This window comes from Staphylococcus sp. FSL K6-3157, assembly GCF_038005145.1.
Lineage (GTDB): Bacteria > Bacillota > Bacilli > Staphylococcales > Staphylococcaceae > Staphylococcus > Staphylococcus equorum.
The window spans coordinates 1744765-1762321 of the sequence record NZ_JBBOSM010000001.1 but is presented as its reverse complement, the minus strand read 5'-3'; the positions used below and the strand labels follow the sequence as shown (position 1 = coordinate 1762321).

The following is a 17557-nucleotide window of genomic DNA, read 5'->3' as shown; positions in this document are numbered from 1 at the left end:
AAAAATTGGATAACTTATTGTCGATGGAACATCTAACTACAAATGAAATATATGAATTAGTCAAACGTGCGAGTGCAATAAAAAAAGGTGAACTAGAACCTCGACGTTATGAAGATAAATTTGTAGCAAATTTATTTTTTGAAAACTCAACACGTACGAAAAGTAGTTTCTTAGTAGCAGAACAAAAATTAGGACTGAAATTAATTGATTTTGAAACAAATACATCTTCTGTTCAAAAAGGGGAAACATTATATGACACGTGTAAAACTTTAGAACAAGTAGGTGCAGATGTTCTGGTAATAAGACATTCACAAACAACTTATTATGATGAATTAAAATCGCTTAACGTACCAATTATTAATGCAGGAGATGGCAGTGGGCAACACCCGACACAAAGCTTACTAGACATCATGACAATCTATGAAGAATATCAAACTTTTGAGGGCTTAAATATTTTGATTTGTGGTGATATTAAAAACTCTCGTGTCGCTCGAAGTAATTTTCAAAGTTTAACAGCACTGGGTGCTAACGTAATGTTTTCTAGCCCAGATGCTTGGAAAGATGATTCCTTAGATGCTCCGTATAAAGATATTGATACTGTAATAGATGAGGTAGATATAGTAATGTTATTAAGAGTACAACATGAAAGACATACAGACGAGAACACAACACAATTTGAAGTAAGTAACTATCATAATCAATACGGGTTAACACAAGCGAGATATAATAGGCTAAAATCACAAGCAATCGTGATGCATCCAGCACCAGTAAATAGAGGTGTGGAAATAGAACATTCACTTGTAGAAGCATCAAAATCACGTATTTTCAAACAAATGGAAAATGGCATGTACTTACGCATGGCAGTTATAGATTATATTTTACAATCGAAAGGGGCAGAAACAAATGAAATTATTAACGAATGCTAAAATCTTAAAAAACGGTGAATTTGAAACGGTGTCTATCTTAGTTGAAGGACAACATATTAAACAAATAGCTACGCAAATCGAGGTAGATACAAATACTGAGATAATTGATGTTAAAGGACAGTTTGTTTCTCCAGGTTTAGTAGATGTGCATGTGCACTTACGTGAACCAGGTGGGGAGCATAAAGAAACAATAGCAACGGGTACGAAAGCAGCTGCTAGAGGTGGATTTACAACCGTCTGTCCAATGCCAAATACGCGTCCAGTGCCTGATTCAAAAGAAAATCTAAATCATTTAAATCAATTAATAGAAGATAATGCTGAAGTAAGAGTATTACCTTACGCAGCTATTACAGTGAGACAAGCTGGTAAAGAACATGTCGATTTTGAAACACTTGCTAACAACGGTGCATTTGCATTTACAGATGATGGTGTAGGTGTTCAACAAGCTAATATGATGTATGAGGCGATGCAAGCAGCAGCAAAAGTGAATAAAGCAGTCGTAGCACACTGTGAAGATAACAGTTTAATTTATGGTGGCGCTATGCATGAAGGACAACGCAGTAAAGCTTTAGGCATTCCTGGTATTCCAAATATTTGTGAAGCAGTACAAATTGCACGTGATGTGCTATTAGCAGAAGCGGCTGGCGCACATTATCATGTATGTCATGTATCTACGAAAGAGAGTGTCAGAGCAATTCGTGATGCTAAAAAAGCAGGGATACATGTGACAGCAGAAGTTACACCACATCATTTATTATTAACTGAAGATGATGTTCCAGGTGATGATGCGATTTATAAAATGAATCCTCCATTAAGAAGCAAAGAAGATAGAGAAGCACTGATTGAAGGCCTATTAGATAGTACGATAGACTGTATTGCAACAGACCATGCGCCACACGCTACAGAAGAAAAAGCACAGCCTATGACAAAAGCGCCATTTGGTATTGTTGGAAGCGAAACAGCTTTCCCATTATTGTATACGCATTTTGTAAAAAATGGTGATTGGTCGTTACAACAGTTAGTAGATTATTTAACGATTAAACCAGCTCAGACTTTCGAGTTACCTTATGGTACATTAGAAGAAGGCGGATTAGCAGATTTAACAATTATTAACCTAGATGAGGAAAGTGAAATAAAAGCAGAGGATTTTGCATCTAAAGGAAGTAATACGCCATTTATAGGTTATAAAGTATATGGTACGCCAGTATTAACAATGGTTGAAGGTGAAGTTAAATTTAAGGAGGAACAATAATGTTGAAGAAACGCTATCTAGTTTTAGAAGACGGTTCATATTACGAAGGCTATCCCCTTGGTTCTGACCAATTAACAGTAGGAGAAATTGTTTTTAATACTGCAATGACGGGTTATCAAGAAACAATATCGGACCCGTCATACACGGGTCAAATTATTACATTTACATATCCACTTATCGGAAATTATGGTATAAATCGAGATGACTTTGAATCACTTGTACCTACCCTAAATGGTGTAGTTGTTAAAGAAGCAAGTGATCATCCAAGCAATTTCAGAAAACAAAAGACATTACATGACGTATTAGTAGAATATGATATTCCAGGTATTTCAGGTGTTGATACGCGTAGTATTACCAGAAAAATCAGAAATTTCGGCGTGTTAAAAGCAGCTTATACTGATAATAAAGCTGAAATTGAATCATTAGTAGAACAGTTAAAAACGACTGAATTACCTAAAAATGAGGTGACAGAAGTATCAACGAAAACACCTTACGTTTCAACTGGTTATGATTTGAGTGTCGTATTAGTCGATTTTGGTAAAAAACAGAATATCGTTAGAGAATTGAATTTGCGTGGTTGTAATGTAACCGTCGTGCCATATGATACTTCAGCTGAGGCAATTATGAGAATGACTCCAGATGGGGTAATGCTTTCTAACGGACCAGGAGACCCTGAAGAAGTAAAAATCGCAGTTGAAATGATTAAAGGTATACTAGGACACGTTCCGTTCTTTGGTATATGTTTAGGACATCAACTTTTCGCCTTATCTCAAGGTGCCACATCATTCAAAATGAAATTTGGTCATAGAGGCGCCAATCATCCTGTAAAAGATCTCAAAACAGGAAAAATTGCAATAACGAGTCAAAACCACGGTTACGCAATCGATAAAGACTCATTAATTGATAGTGACTTAGAAATTACACATATTGCAATCAATGATGGAACGGTAGAAGGTTTAAAACATAAGTCATTACCAGCATTTTCAGTTCAATATCACCCTGAAGCATGTCCAGGACCATCTGATTCAAATTACTTATTTGATGAGTTTATCGATATGATGAATGATTTTAAAGCGAAGGAGCGTATGTCAAATGCCTAAACGTACAGATATAGAAACGATTTTAGTTATTGGATCCGGACCAATTATCATTGGTCAAGCTGCAGAATTTGATTATGCAGGAACACAAGCTTGTCTAGCATTAAAGGAAGAGGGCTACCGTGTAATATTAGTAAACTCTAATCCAGCAACAATTATGACTGACAAAGAAATTGCAGATAAAGTATATATTGAACCATTAACACATGATTTCATAGCTCGCATTATTCGTAAAGAACAGCCGGACGCATTATTACCTACATTAGGTGGACAAACAGGATTGAACATGGCCATTCAATTACATGATAGCGGTGAACTTGAAGCAAACAATGTACAACTTTTAGGCACTAAATTAGAATCTATTCAACAGGCAGAAGACAGAGAATTATTTAGATCATTAATGAATGAACTTGAGGTGCCTGTGCCTGAAAGCGATATTGTAAACACTGTAGAACAAGCGTTTATGTTTAAAGAAAAAGTTGGCTATCCACTCATCGTAAGACCAGCATTTACAATGGGAGGTACTGGCGGCGGTATTTGTCATAATGATGATGAATTCAAAGAAATTGTAGCGAATGGATTACATTATAGTCCAGCAACACAATGTTTAATTGAAAAATCAATTGCTGGTTTCAAGGAAATTGAATATGAAGTAATGCGTGACAAAAACGATAACGCTATCGTTGTGTGTAACATGGAAAATATTGACCCAGTTGGTATACATACAGGCGATTCGATTGTTGTGGCGCCGAGTCAAACATTGTCAGACATTGAATATCAGATGCTACGTGACGTGTCATTAAAAGTAATCCGTGCTTTAGGTATAGAAGGCGGCTGTAACGTGCAGTTAGCTTTAGATCCACACTCTATGGATTATTATATTATTGAAGTAAATCCACGTGTATCTCGTTCGTCGGCATTAGCCTCTAAAGCAACAGGTTATCCAATTGCTAAATTAGCAGCTAAAATCGCAGTTGGCTTATCGTTAGACGAAATGTTAAATCCAATTACAGGTACATCTTATGCTGCATTTGAGCCAACTTTAGATTATGTTATTTCGAAAATTCCACGTTTCCCATTTGATAAATTTGAAAAAGGTGAACGTGTTTTAGGAACTCAAATGAAAGCAACTGGCGAGGTTATGGCAATTGGTAGAACTTACGAAGAGTCATTACTGAAAGCAATTCGTTCCTTAGAGTATGGTGTACATCACCTTGGTTTACCAAACGGAGATTCTTATGATTTAGATTACATTAAAGCACGTATCAATGATCAAGATGATGAACGTTTATTCTTTATAGGTGAAGCGATACGTCGTGGAACAACATTAGAAGAAATTCATGATATGACACAAATTGATTACTTCTTCTTAAATAAATTCCAACATATCATCAACATTGAGCATGATTTGAAGGCCAATAAAGGTGATATCGAATACCTGAAATTTGCTAAAGACTATGGCTTTAGTGATCGTGTCATTGCACACCGTTTTGATATGACCGAAGAAGAAGTTCATGATTTAAGAATAAAAAATGGTATAACGCCAGTTTATAAAATGGTAGACACTTGTGCGGCAGAATTCGAATCAGCAACGCCATATTATTATGGTACGTATGAATATGAAAACGAATCTATTGTTACAGACAAAGAAAAAATTCTTGTGCTCGGTTCAGGACCAATTCGTATAGGACAAGGCGTAGAATTTGATTATGCAACAGTACATGCGGTGTGGGCAATACAACGTGCAGGTTATGAAGCAATTATCATTAATAACAATCCAGAAACCGTATCAACAGACTTTTCAATTTCTGATAAATTATACTTTGAGCCATTAACAGAAGAAGACGTTATGAATATTATTGATTTAGAGCAGCCTAAAGGTGTAGTTGTACAATTTGGTGGCCAAACAGCAATCAACTTAGCAGATAAACTTGCTAAGCATGACGTTCAAATTTTAGGAACATCTTTAGAAAATCTAAATCGTGCTGAAGACCGTAAAGAATTTGAATCATTATTACACACGATTGATGTACCTCAGCCTCAAGGTAAAACAGCGACGTCTCCAAAAGAAGCATTAGAAAATGCGAGAAATATAGGTTATCCAGTTGTTGTAAGGCCTTCATATGTATTAGGTGGACGCGCGATGGAAATTGTGAATAGTGATGCCGAACTAGAAGATTACATGAACCAAGCGGTTAAAGCGAGTCCTGATCATCCAGTACTAGTAGATAGTTATTTGACAGGTAAAGAAATTGAAGTGGATGCGATATCTGATGGGGAAACTGTTATAATCCCTGGTATTATGGAGCATATCGAAAGAGCTGGTGTCCACTCAGGAGACTCTATCGCAGTCTATCCACCACAGACATTAACGCAAGAAGAAATGGTTACGTTAGAGGACTATACGATTAGGTTAGCTAAAGGATTAAATATTAAAGGATTAATTAATATCCAATTTGTTATTGCTCGTGATGGTGTCTTCGTCTTAGAAGTGAATCCACGTTCGAGCCGTACAGTACCATTTTTAAGTAAAATTACGGACATCCAAATGGCTCAGCTAGCGATGCGTGCGATTATGGGTGAAAAACTTGTAGATTTAGGTTATAAAGCAGGTATTCAGCCATATACTGAAGGTGTCTTTGTCAAAGCGCCAGTGTTTAGCTTTAATAAGTTGAAAAATGTTGATATTACGCTCGGACCTGAAATGAAATCAACAGGAGAAGTTATGGGTAAAGATACAACAATGGAAAAAGCCCTATTCAAAGGATTAACAGCCAGCGGTATGGAAGTAAAAGATCATGGTACTGTATTGATGACAGTGAGTGATAAAGATAAAGAAGAAGTAGTCAGTATCGCACATCGTTTAAATGAAGTAGGCTATAAAATTTTAGCAACAGAAGGTACTGCCAATAAATTAGCTGAGCATAATATCCCAACAGAAATTGTTGGTAAAATTGGTAAAGAAAATGATTTATTAACGCGTATTCAACAAAGCGAAGTACAAATTGTAGTGAATACGATGACGAAAGGTAAGGAATTCGAACGTGATGGCTTCCAAATCAGACGTACATCAGTTGAGAATGGCGTGCCTTGTCTCACTTCATTAGACACAGCTGATGCACTAACGTCAGTGATTGAAAGCATGACATTTACCATGAAAAATATGTAATAGTTAAGTTTGCTATGAACTAAGATAAAATAATAGCGTGATTGCGCAACAATTTTTTTCTTAGTTCATATAGTAGAAGTTTTTAAAATACGAGGTGTAGAACATATTATGAATAATTTACCAATTATTGCACTAGACTTTGATTCATCAGAAGCGGTGGATACATTCTTAGACCAATTTGATGAGCCACTTTTTGTAAAGGTAGGTATGGAACTTTTTTATCAAACTGGGCCACAATTAATAGCGTCTATTAAAGCACGCGGACACGATATTTTTTTGGATTTAAAATTACATGATATCCCTAATACTGTGGGTAAGGCAATGGAAGGATTAAGTAAATTAAACGTTGATTTAGTCAACGTACATGCTGCTGGCGGAACTGAAATGATGACGCGCGCATTAGAAGGCTTAAAAAAACATAACCAAAATATTAAAATTGTGGCAGTTACGCAACTTACTTCAACTACAGAAACCATGTTAAGAAATGAACAAAATATTCAAAGTTCCATAGAAGATGCAGTGCTTAATTATGCGCATCTAGCCAAAACGTCTGGTTTAGATGGTGTCGTATGTTCACCACTTGAATCGGCATTACTCACAGGCGAACTCGGCAAAAACTTTTTAAAAGTAACACCTGGTATTAGGCCAGCGAATACGCATTTGGACGATCAAAAAAGAATTACTACACCGGAAGAAGCAAAACAATTAGGCTCGACACATATTGTAGTAGGACGACCAATTACAAAAAGTGATAATCCGGTTGCAAGTTATCATAAAATTAAAGAAAGTTGGTTAAGTTAAAATGGCTAAAGCAATAGCAAAATCACTATTAGATATTAAAGCAGTTTCACTTTCGCCAAACGACCCGTTTACATGGAGCTCAGGTATTAAATCACCTATATATTGCGATAACCGAGTGACATTAGGTCATCCTTCTGTTCGACGTAATATTAGAGATGGTTTAATTACATTAATTAAAAATAATTTTGCGGATGTCGAAATCGTTTCGGGCACTGCAACAGCTGGTATTCCACATGCTGCCTATGTTTCTGAAGCGCTAGATTTACCGATGAATTATGTGCGTTCTAAAAGTAAGAGCCATGGTAAACAAAACCAAATTGAAGGTGCATTGAGCAAAGGTAAAAAAGTGGTTGTCATTGAAGACTTAATTTCAACAGGAGGTTCTTCTATAACTGCTGTGGAGGCGTTAAAAGAGGCAGGAGCTGATGTTCTAGGCGTAGTAGCTATATTTACGTACGGTCTAAAAAAAGCGGATGAACAATTTAAAGCAGCCCAAATACCTTTCTTTACTTTAAGTAATTATAATGAATTAATTGAGGTAGCTAAAGAAAAGGGAGAAATTTCTGACATTGATATTGATACATTAGTTGAATGGCGAGACAACATGTCTTAAAATATGAGTTGGAGGGGATATTATGACAGAAGACCCGAAAAAAGCATATAATCACTTTGCACATTTAAATGATTTTTTAAAAAAAGAAGACGATTATAGACATCCATCTCATTCAGACGATAAAAACGAATGGCTAGCTAACACATCTGAAGCAAATATATATAAGAAATCAAAGTCTAGTATTAAACAAAAAGGACATATTAAGTAAATCATAATATGTAATATGTATAGACGTATTTAAGACCATAATAAAGAGGAAGATCAAAATGAATTCCATTTTGACCTTCCTCTTTATATTAAATCATTTTGATATAGTAAACTTTTTGTTGGAATTTGTTAAATTAAAGTCATTTTTTACCGATAAAGACTATCAATATAGTACTTATTATATGTGCTGTCCGTTTTAAAACTAAAATGTGTAATTGTGTAGTATAGTCGTTATTAGCGGATCATAAGTTTAATAATAATATAACCTACTAATAATACTAATGCTGCGATAAGTAATGGAATAATATAAAAAGACATGAAATACCTCCAATTAGATTTATATTTATTCTAACTGTAAATATGAAAAAGTAAAAGAAATAAAGATGATACAGTCATTCAACTAAAAAAAGAGTTGACTGTTATACATTTTTTGAAAGTAATGGGCTAAAAGCTTTACAAAAATTACAAAGTGGTGTGACTACTATTGTTGTGGTACATTTGCATTTATAATACGATGTATAACTTAGAATTACAATAATATATTTTCATGAGGCTGGGACATAAATATATGTCTTAGCCTCAATAGTTATATTGATTTTAGCTGACTGAATTGAAAATACTACTCGTAATTGTTTGCCAAAGAGGTATAATTTTTGAAAATGTAAGGGGTGCTTAAATGAAAATGATGAAACAATTATTCCGTGATCATACTAAAAATGTCATTGTTTGTTTAATTGGCGCATTTGTCAGTGCAATTGCAGTAAATTGCTTTATCTTAGAATCTAATCTAGGGGATGGAGGCACAGTTGGTATATCTTTAGCGCTCAAATATGCTTTTGGTTGGTCGCCAGCTTTAACTTCTTTAATTATTAATACAATCGTTATCATTGTAGGTTGGAAATTTTTAAGTACCAGAACTGCTGTATATACTTTTATTGCAAATACGGCAATTTCTCTATTTTTAGATTTAACTGAAAATTTTAGCACAGGTATAGATAACTTTGTAATCAACGCTGCTTTTGGTGGTGTGTTTGTAGGCGTGGGCATCGGCTTGGTTATTGCAGCAGGTGGTGTCATTGGAGGAACTTCAGTTGTAGCTAAAATGCTGAATAAGTACTTTGATATAAAAACTTCACAAGGTATATTCTTATTAGATGGTTTAGTTGTCCTATCGTTCTTGTTTGTCTTACCGTTAGAAAATGTGTTGTTTACGATTATTATGATATTCATTACCGAACGTGCAACTGCATTTATAATTGAAGGATTTAATCCTAAAAAAGCTGTTACAATTATTTCAGATAAAAATGAAAATATTAGTGATAAAATTAACAGTTTTACAGGCAGAGGCTCAACGTTACTTAAAGGGAAAGGCGGTTTCGGTAAAAAAGAAACAAGTATGTTATATGTTGTAGTGCCACAATCCCAAGTCACGCGAGTCAAAAAATTGGTGAATGAAGAAGATGACAAAGCTTTCTTAGTTATACATGATGTACGTGACGTGCTAGGCAGTGGATTTATTAATTTAACATAAGCCAATATTTTAAACGATTGCAAATAAGAATTTGTAAATAATTTACAATTTATAATAGCGTTGTATATTCGATTTTTTACAATTTATCATTTATTCTAGTATTAAGAAGAATTAAGGAGGTTGGATAATGGCTATACCCAAAATAACTACATTTCTAATGTTCAATGGAGATGCAGAAGAAGCAATTAATTTATATGTTAATACATTTGAAGATGCTGAAATATTGGCATTGGTAAGATATAGTGAAAGTGATAAAGAACCAACAGGTGCTGTTCAACACGCTATTTTCAGGTTGAAAGATCAAGTGTTTATGGCAATTGATAACATGAATGGCGTCGATATAGAAATGAATCCAGCCGTATCATTATATGTCACTGTAGACAGTGCGTTAGAAATGGAACGCTTATTCAGTAATCTGAAAAGTGGTGGGGCTATTTTAATGCCTAAAACTCAGATGCCACCATTTAGAGAATTTGCTTGGATACAAGATAAATTTGGTGTTAATTTTCAATTAGCATTGCCAGAATAAACTTAAATTATAAAATGAAAAAAGCTAGGATATAATCGTTTTTGAAAAGCAAACGACTTTATCCTAGCTTTTTTATTATGCGCTTTGATAATCCTAACGCTTATAATAAAAATTATTTTACTTTCATTTTTTGAATGTGATCATAATCTGGTGTAGCAAAAAGCGTTTTCTGATTATCATATGTTACAAAACCTGGTTTGGCACCTGAAGGTTTGTGTACATGCCTAATTTCTGTGTAATCTACTGGAATTTGTCCGGAATTACCAGCTTTGGAGAAATAACCAGATAACATGGCCGCTTCTTTAATCGTGTCTTCACTTGGTGCATCACTAAGTATCACAACATGTGAGCCTGGTATATCTTTCGTGTGGAACCAAAGATGGTTTTTTGCCGCTTTTTTATTCGTTAAATAATCATTTTGTTTATTGTTTTTACCGACAAGAATTGTATCACCCTCAGTTGAAACATATTCTTGTAATTGAATGGTTTGTTTCTTTTTCTTCTTATTTTGTTTGCGTTGTTTCATAAAGCCCTGTTCTGCAAGCTCATCACGGATATCATCAATCTCATCAACAGAGATATGTGCGAGTTGTTGTTCAATACTTTCAAAATAAGCAATATTCTCTTGAGTTAATTCAATTTGACGTAGTAACTCGTGTGCTCTTGTTTTTAACTTGTTATATTTTTTATAATAATTCTGTGCATTAATAGCAGGGGCTTTAGTTGGGTTAAGAGGAATCGTAATTTCTTCACCAGTATAATAATTAAGCGTTGTAATTTCTTTATCGCCTTGCTTAATTTGATAAATATTGGCTGTTATTAACTCACCATACAGTTGCTGTAATTCTTTTTCTTTTGTACCTTCTTGCTCATCAATTAGTTTACTTAATTTATTTTGATATTTATGAAGTTGTTGTTGTACAAATTTAACTAAATCATTCGCACGTTGTTTGACGCGTTCTCTCTCGCCACGTGCATCATAATAGCGATCAAGTAAATCATGCAGTGAATCATATTCTACAACATCATCATAAAATTGATTTAATTTCATAAAGTAAAAATCTTCTTTACCTGTTTCATGATTTTTATGGAAAACAGGTGTGGGCTCCCCCTTAGTTTCTTCAATTACTATATCAAATGCTTCAGGCAATGTTTGAGCAGTCATAAATTGTTTTCTGCTAACAATTTCATTAGTGATTAATGGACTAAAACCTTCTAAATGATCTAGTAATTGTCGTGCTATTTTTCCACTATTAAAATCTATATATTTTAACACAGTTTCTCCAGATATATCATATGGATTAATTTTGTTTTGAGCTGGTGGTGCTTCATATTGAAAACCAGGCATTACAGTACGATACTGATTTGTATTTGGTGTTAAATGCTTAAAGCCTTCAATAATCTTGCGCTGTTCATTTACTAAAATTAAATTACTGTGTTTACCCATAATTTCCAATATAATTGTACGATGTATTGTATCGCCAATTTCATCTTTACTCTGTACATCTATTTCTACGCGTCTATCATTACCAATTTGTCTTACTGCTTTTATAAAGCCACCTTCAATATGTTTACGGAACACACGTGCAAACATAGGAGGATCAAATGGATTATCATATTTTTTATTAGTTAAATGCATTCTAGTAAAACTTGGATGGATAGAAAGTAGAAGCTGATGATTTTTACGATTTTGACGCACGACGACAAGAAGTGTGTCGTTTTCTGGTTGATTTATTTTGTGGATTCTACCACCTACAAGAAATTGTAGAGATTCCACCATTTTTTTAGTGAATAAACCATCATATGCCATTACTATCAGCCACCTTATTTTTAGTCATTCAACATATTGTAACATGGCGCAAAGATTAGGTCATGAGCAAAGTTTGTGTTGTGGGACGCTATACAATTGAATGTTTCTTATGGTATCATATGTTAATAATAGAAGATTAGCTTAGAGAGGTAGTAAGTCATGGATAATGAGAAAGGTTTATTGATTGTACTATCTGGACCTTCTGGTGTAGGAAAAGGGACAGTTAGAAAAAAAATATTTGATGATCCAGCCACATCTTATAAATATTCTATTTCAATGACCACACGTAGTAAACGTGAAGGTGAAGTAGATGGTGTTGATTATTTTTTCAAAGCAAAAGCAGAATTTGAGGAATTAATTAAACAAGATGAATTTATAGAATATGCTGAATACGTAGGAAATTACTATGGGACGCCTGTTCAATATGTTAAAGATACGATGGAGCAAGGCCATGACGTATTTTTAGAAATTGAAGTAGAAGGTGCGAAACAAGTGCGTAAGAAATTCCCAGATGCATTGTTTGTTTTTCTTGCCCCGCCAAGTTTAGATCATTTACGTGAACGATTAGTCGGTCGTGGTACGGAATCTGATGAAAAAATTCAAAGTCGTGTGAATGAAGCACGTAAAGAAGTCGAAATGATGAACTTGTATGACTATGTTGTAGTTAATGATGAAGTAGAGTTAGCCAAACAACGTATTCAATCTATTGTAGAAGCTGAGCATTTGAAGAGAGAACGTATTGAAGCGAAATATAGAAAAATGATATTGGAGGCAAAAAAATAATGTTATACCCACCATTAAACGAATTAACAGCAAAAGTTAATTCAAAATATTTAATTGCAACTACTGCTGCAAAACGTGCTCGTGAAATAGATGAAAATCCAGAATCAGCATTGTTAAGTAAATATGATGCAAAAAAACCTGTAGGTAAAGCGCTAGAAGAAATCGCTGGCGGAGATGTTTATCCGGACGGACTATATAAAATACCATCTAAGTAATTAAAAGTTAATCTTGAAACATATAAATAATAACTAGCACGCTGCTAGTTTAAAGTTTTTCAAAATGAGTCTGGGACATAAATACGTGTCTCAGACTCATTTGTTAGATTGAACAGTAGTTGTTTGATATCTCATTGTACTTGTTTCAAGCTTTTAAAGTGCTATATCTTCATTTATGAAGAGAAAGTAGTGCGGATATAAGCGCTTCAGCTCTTGTGTTCTTTATTAATAAGGCTTGCGGAGCGGGAATACGAAATCAAATTTTTGATTTCTATCCTGCTCCCTTTTTTTATTTAATTTAAAATTTTGTGTATAATGGTGATTAATCATTTATTTAAAGCATTCAATAACAAATTAACCTTTGTTTTATTTAAACATATAAAGTTATAGTCCATTAAGAGGTCATATTTAAATTATTTGGAGGAGATTTGCAATGAAACGAATATTACTTGCGGTTACAGGTGGCATTGCTGCGTATAAAGCAATTGATTTAACAAGTAAATTAACGCAAGCAGACTATGACGTTAGAGTCATGCTTACAGATCATGCACAAGAGTTTGTGACCCCATTAGCTTTTCAAGCAATTGGTAGAAATCCAGTTTATACAAGTACTTTTTTAGAACAAAATCCGGAAGAAATTCAACATATCGCATTAGGTGATTGGGCAGACGCAATCGTAGTGGCACCAGCGACAGCAAATATCATTGCTAAACTTGCAAATGGTATTGCAGATGATATGGTAACGTCGACATTGCTCGCTACTGAAACTGCTAAATTTATTGCGCCAGCGATGAATGTGCATATGTATGAAAATAAGCGAACACAACATAATCTCGCTACACTGAGTTCAGATGGTTATTATTTTCTTGAACCTGGTGAGGGCTTTTTAGCATGTGGCTATGTAGCAAAAGGCCGTATGGAAGAACCTTTGCAAATTGTTGAAAGGTTAAACCAGTTTTTTAAACACAATGACCAAGTATCTTATTCGATAGACAGTCGATTTGAAGGTATGAATGCACTAATCACTGCTGGACCGACTGTCGAAGAGTTAGACCCAGTACGTTATTTATCTAACCGATCATCAGGAAAAATTGGTTATGCATTGGCAGAATCACTAACTAAGCGTGGGGCTAACGTCACACTCGTATCTGGACCTACACATCTAACACCTCCAGAAAATGTGAATGTTATTCAAATTCAGAGTGCTGAGGAAATGTTTGAAGCGGTGAAAACACACTTTGATGAACAAGATATCGTATTTAAAGCTGCAGCAGTATCAGATTATGCGCCTGCTGAAATGTTAGAGCACAAACTAAAAAAACAAGACGGTACATTATCTGTGACTTTTAAACGTACACCAGATATTTTGAAATATCTAGGTGAACACAAAACAAAGCAATTCTTAGTAGGCTTTGCAGCAGAAACACAAAATATTGAAACATATGCGCAGAAAAAACTGCAACATAAAAATGCAGATGTGATTATTGCTAATAACGTAGGAGATCGTTCAATAGGGTTTAGTTCAGATGATAATGACTATACGATGTACTTTAAAAATGGAAATCCTATGAGTTTAGGAAAACACAAAAAAGTCATATTAGCGGAGCATATCTTAGATAGTTTAGAAACAAGGTGGGAATAAAATGATAGCAAAAGTAATTGTTGATATACCTTCTAAAAGTGTGGACTTTACGTTCGATTATATAATTCCTACAAGACTACAATCTATGATACAAGTTGGTATGCGTGTCATTGTGCCTTTTGGACCAAGGACAATTCAAGGCTATATTATGGAAATAACAGAACAACCCGACGCAAATATAGATATAGCTAAGCTTAAAGAGATAAAAGAAATTCAAGATATTAAACCAGAATTGACTGAAGAACTTATTAAGTTAACAGATTGGTATAATAATTACTTTGTGACGAAGCGTATTTCTATGTTAGAAGTGATGTTACCAAGTGCAATTAAAGCTAAATATACAAAAGTTTTTTCAATTGAAAATGATGAAGCGATTCCGGAACAGTTACGTCACCGTTTTGATAGTGAAGGTCATTATGCGTATAAAGAAGCTCAATATAATGATGATCTCTCCGCCATCTCTCCTTTATTAAAGCAAGGTGATATTAGTGAAGTGACATTGCTTTCTCAAAGTCTCAGCAAAAAGAAACAACGTGCTGTGAGAGTGATAGAAGGTTTTGAATATGATGCTGTACTGGGTTCTTTAGAAAAGTCTCAAAAGCAATTTGATTTATATGCTTATTTAATTGATGAACGTCATCATACTGTACTACTGAAACAATTAGAAGCAATGAACTTTTCAAAATCAAGTATTGATACACTGATGCGCAAAGGCTTTGTGGAAAAATACGATGCAATCGTGGAACGTGATCCCTTTGAAACGCGTGTATTTGAACAAGATGAAAAACAACAACTCACAGCTGATCAACAACAAGCGTTTGAAGCAATACTTAAAAATATTAAGGCACATGAACAGAGGACTTTTTTACTCCATGGTGTGACTGGTTCAGGAAAGACTGAAGTTTATTTGCAAACAATTGAAGAAGTGTTGCATTTAGATAGACAAGCTATGATGCTAGTGCCAGAAATTGCATTAACCCCACAAATGGTTTTAAGGTTTAAGCAACGATTTGGTGACGAAGTTGCCGTGCTCCACTCAGGTTTGTCGAAAGGTGAACGCTATGATGAATGGCAAAAAATCAGAGATGGTAAAGCTCGGGTAAGTGTTGGTGCACGGTCAAGCGTGTTTGCGCCATTTAAAAATTTAGGCATGATCATTATTGATGAAGAACATGAATCATCTTATAAACAAGAGGATTATCCTAGATATCATGCACGTGATATCGCAGAGTGGCGCAGTCAATATCATCAGTGCCCATTGATATTAGGGAGTGCCACACCAAGTTTAGAAACATACGCGCGCGCAGATAAGGGCGTTTATGAACTGTTATCTTTACCAAACAGAGTCAATCAACAGGCGCTGCCAGAAATTGAAATCGTTGATATGAGAGCTGAATTAAGTTCAGGTAATCGGTCTATGTTTTCCGAACAATTACGTGAAGCCATTCAAACTCGTTTAGATAAACAAGAACAGATTGTATTGTTTTTAAACCGTCGAGGCTATGCATCATTTATGTTATGCAGAGATTGTGGTCATGTACCACAATGTCCTAATTGTGATATCTCATTAACTTATCACAAGTCTTCGGATCAATTGAAGTGTCATTATTGTGGTCATCAAGAAACACCACCGAGCAAATGTCCTAATTGTGAAAGTGAACATATCAGACAAGTTGGTACTGGTACACAAAGAGTTGAGGAGTTATTACAAGAAGTGTTCCAGGAAGCACGCATTATACGAATGGATGTTGATACTACATCTCGTAAAGGTGCTCATGAAAAATTATTAAATGATTTTGGCTCAGGTAAAGGAGATATTTTATTAGGCACTCAAATGATTGCGAAAGGGTTAGATTTTCCTAACATCACACTCGTAGGTGTACTCAACGCGGATACAATGTTGAACCTTCCTGACTTCAGAGCAAGTGAACGTACTTACCAATTATTAACGCAAGTATCAGGTCGTGCAGGACGTCACGAAAAAGAAGGTCAAGTAATCATTCAAACTTATAACCCAGAACATTATGCGATTAAAGATGTTCAAGAAAATGATTATCCGGCTTTCTTTAACAAAGAGATGAATTATAGGAAAATAGGTAAATATCCTCCTTACTTCTTTTTAATTAATTTCACTATCTCACACAAAGATATGAAGAAAGTCATGGAAGCATCGAAACATATTCATAAAATTTTATTACAGCATTTATCGGATAAAGCATTAGTGTTAGGACCATCACCAGCAGCATTATCAAGGATAAATAATGAATATCGCTTTCAAATCTTAATTAAATATAAAAGTGAACCAGCGCTCCATGAAGCGCTTAAGTATTTAGATGATTATTATCATGATCAATATTTAAAAGACAAGCTATCGTTAAAAATTGATATTAATCCCCAAATGATGATGTAAGCAACTTAGTTAAATGTATTGTCTACAGTTGATCCAAAGTTTACAGAGGTTTGTATAATTAAATAAACTACAAAAAAGGACAAATAGTTTAATTTGAGACGTTTTTAAAGTCTTAGTTAACTGTTTGTCCTTTTTACTGTTATATATTTGAATGATTGCTAACAATGTTGGTTAATATATGTGGCATTCGTCGATTTGCATCCTTGAAATATTATATTAGAGGAGTTTTGTGAGGAAATAAGAGATTATTAATATTGCTAATGATTATAAATAGCATCTATGAAGGGGAATAAATACGCTAAAAACATAAGTATTACTAGAATAGCTATAAACCAGTTTTCTTTATCCAAACGTATTCATCCTTTGTAAAAGTATATAGTAACCATATTATAAAAGAATAACTAAAATCAATAACATAGGGTGAATGTAATTAAATCTTTAAGTTAAATTAACAATGTTATTAAAAGTGAATAGTGAGCTACTATTTATTATAAAGGTCTTTTTAACTTTTTGTTTTTAAAACTTTAAATGTCTATAACAATTATTATGTATGCAAATTCAGTATATATAAA

General features: G+C 34.3%; 14 protein-coding genes. 13 read left to right on the top strand and 1 reads right to left on the bottom strand.

From position 1 onward, the window contains the following. The first annotated feature begins 5 nt into the window (after positions 1–5). From MHB47_RS08425 to MHB47_RS08385, 9 genes are all read left to right on the top strand, one after another. Positions 6–926: an aspartate carbamoyltransferase catalytic subunit gene (locus MHB47_RS08425; RefSeq protein WP_340756140.1), complete on the top strand. Its 921-nt coding sequence runs from the start codon at positions 6–8 to the stop codon at positions 924–926. Continuing rightward, on the top strand, positions 904–2178 hold the full coding sequence (locus MHB47_RS08420) for a dihydroorotase (protein ID WP_340756137.1): 1275 nt from the start codon (positions 904–906) through the stop codon (positions 2176–2178). The genes MHB47_RS08425 and MHB47_RS08420 overlap by 23 nt, the downstream gene beginning before the upstream one ends. After that, a complete protein-coding gene (locus MHB47_RS08415) occupies positions 2178–3278 on the top strand; it encodes a carbamoyl phosphate synthase small subunit (RefSeq protein ID WP_021338704.1) in 1101 nt (366 codons plus the stop codon). Before MHB47_RS08420 ends, MHB47_RS08415 begins: the two co-directional genes overlap by 1 nt. Beyond that, on the top strand, positions 3271–6444 hold the full coding sequence (gene carB, locus MHB47_RS08410) for a carbamoyl-phosphate synthase large subunit (protein WP_340756135.1): 3174 nt from the start codon (positions 3271–3273) through the stop codon (positions 6442–6444). Before MHB47_RS08415 ends, carB begins: the two co-directional genes overlap by 8 nt. A 108-nt stretch (positions 6445–6552) precedes the next feature. Next, positions 6553–7245 (top strand): orotidine-5'-phosphate decarboxylase, encoded by a 693-nt coding sequence (gene pyrF, locus MHB47_RS08405; RefSeq protein ID WP_065339149.1) that lies wholly within the window; start codon positions 6553–6555, stop codon positions 7243–7245. Between the two features lies 1 nt (position 7246). Continuing rightward, positions 7247–7858: an orotate phosphoribosyltransferase gene (gene pyrE, locus MHB47_RS08400; protein WP_340756132.1), complete on the top strand. Its 612-nt coding sequence runs from the start codon at positions 7247–7249 to the stop codon at positions 7856–7858. Between the two features lie 22 nt (positions 7859–7880). After that, positions 7881–8066, top strand: coding sequence for a hypothetical protein (locus MHB47_RS08395; protein ID WP_002507913.1), 186 nt, complete (start codon positions 7881–7883; stop codon positions 8064–8066). Between the two features lie 675 nt (positions 8067–8741). After that, positions 8742–9596 carry a YitT family protein gene (locus tag MHB47_RS08390; protein ID WP_002507912.1) on the top strand — a complete coding sequence of 285 codons (855 nt, stop codon included), beginning with the start codon at positions 8742–8744 and terminating at the stop codon, positions 9594–9596. 127 nt (positions 9597–9723) lie between these two features. After that, positions 9724–10125 (top strand): VOC family protein, encoded by a 402-nt coding sequence (locus tag MHB47_RS08385; RefSeq protein ID WP_002507911.1) that lies wholly within the window; start codon positions 9724–9726, stop codon positions 10123–10125. Between the two features lie 112 nt (positions 10126–10237). On the opposite strand, the gene MHB47_RS08380 is transcribed toward MHB47_RS08385, so the two are convergent. Continuing rightward, positions 10238–11935: an Rqc2 family fibronectin-binding protein gene (locus MHB47_RS08380; protein WP_340756130.1), complete on the bottom strand. Its 1698-nt coding sequence runs from the start codon at positions 11933–11935 to the stop codon at positions 10238–10240. Between the two features lie 159 nt (positions 11936–12094). On the opposite strand from MHB47_RS08380, the gene gmk reads away from it, so the two are divergent. The 4 genes from gmk to priA all read left to right on the top strand — a co-directional run bounded on the left by gmk (position 12095) and on the right by priA (position 16985). Continuing rightward, entirely contained in the window at positions 12095–12718 is a 624-nt protein-coding gene (gene gmk / locus MHB47_RS08375; protein ID WP_002507909.1) for a guanylate kinase, read from the top strand. Then, positions 12718–12933 carry a DNA-directed RNA polymerase subunit omega gene (rpoZ, locus tag MHB47_RS08370; RefSeq protein ID WP_002507908.1) on the top strand — a complete coding sequence of 72 codons (216 nt, stop codon included), beginning with the start codon at positions 12718–12720 and terminating at the stop codon, positions 12931–12933. The genes gmk and rpoZ overlap by 1 nt, the downstream gene beginning before the upstream one ends. A 433-nt stretch (positions 12934–13366) precedes the next feature. Further along, positions 13367–14575, top strand: a complete 1209-nt coding sequence (coaBC, locus tag MHB47_RS08365; RefSeq protein WP_340756128.1) for a bifunctional phosphopantothenoylcysteine decarboxylase/phosphopantothenate--cysteine ligase CoaBC — start codon at positions 13367–13369, stop codon at positions 14573–14575. A 1-nt stretch (position 14576) separates the two neighbouring features. Continuing rightward, the gene (gene priA, locus MHB47_RS08360; protein WP_340756125.1) at positions 14577–16985 is read left to right on the top strand and encodes a primosomal protein N'; all 2409 of its coding nucleotides are present in this window, start codon (positions 14577–14579) and stop codon (positions 16983–16985) included. Positions 16986–17557 lie beyond the last annotated feature (572 nt).

Excerpts from the sequence above, each read along its gene's own strand:
- MHB47_RS08420 (WP_340756137.1), top strand. The coding sequence starts at position 904 with ATGAAATTATTAACGAATGCTAAAATCTTAAAAAACGGTGAATTTGAA.
- MHB47_RS08415 (WP_021338704.1), top strand. The coding sequence starts at position 2,178 with ATGTTGAAGAAACGCTATCTAGTTTTAGAAGACGGTTCATATTACGAA.
- carB (WP_340756135.1), top strand. The coding sequence starts at position 3,271 with ATGCCTAAACGTACAGATATAGAAACGATTTTAGTTATTGGATCCGGA.
- pyrF (WP_065339149.1), top strand. The coding sequence starts at position 6,553 with ATGAATAATTTACCAATTATTGCACTAGACTTTGATTCATCAGAAGCG.
- pyrE (WP_340756132.1), top strand. The coding sequence starts at position 7,247 with ATGGCTAAAGCAATAGCAAAATCACTATTAGATATTAAAGCAGTTTCA.
- MHB47_RS08395 (WP_002507913.1), top strand. The coding sequence starts at position 7,881 with ATGACAGAAGACCCGAAAAAAGCATATAATCACTTTGCACATTTAAAT.
- MHB47_RS08390 (WP_002507912.1), top strand. The coding sequence starts at position 8,742 with ATGAAAATGATGAAACAATTATTCCGTGATCATACTAAAAATGTCATT.
- MHB47_RS08385 (WP_002507911.1), top strand. The coding sequence starts at position 9,724 with ATGGCTATACCCAAAATAACTACATTTCTAATGTTCAATGGAGATGCA.
- MHB47_RS08380 (WP_340756130.1), bottom strand. The coding sequence starts at position 11,935 with ATGGCATATGATGGTTTATTCACTAAAAAAATGGTGGAATCTCTACAA.
- gmk (WP_002507909.1), top strand. The coding sequence starts at position 12,095 with ATGGATAATGAGAAAGGTTTATTGATTGTACTATCTGGACCTTCTGGT.
- rpoZ (WP_002507908.1), top strand. The coding sequence starts at position 12,718 with ATGTTATACCCACCATTAAACGAATTAACAGCAAAAGTTAATTCAAAA.
- coaBC (WP_340756128.1), top strand. The coding sequence starts at position 13,367 with ATGAAACGAATATTACTTGCGGTTACAGGTGGCATTGCTGCGTATAAA.
- priA (WP_340756125.1), top strand. The coding sequence starts at position 14,577 with ATGATAGCAAAAGTAATTGTTGATATACCTTCTAAAAGTGTGGACTTT.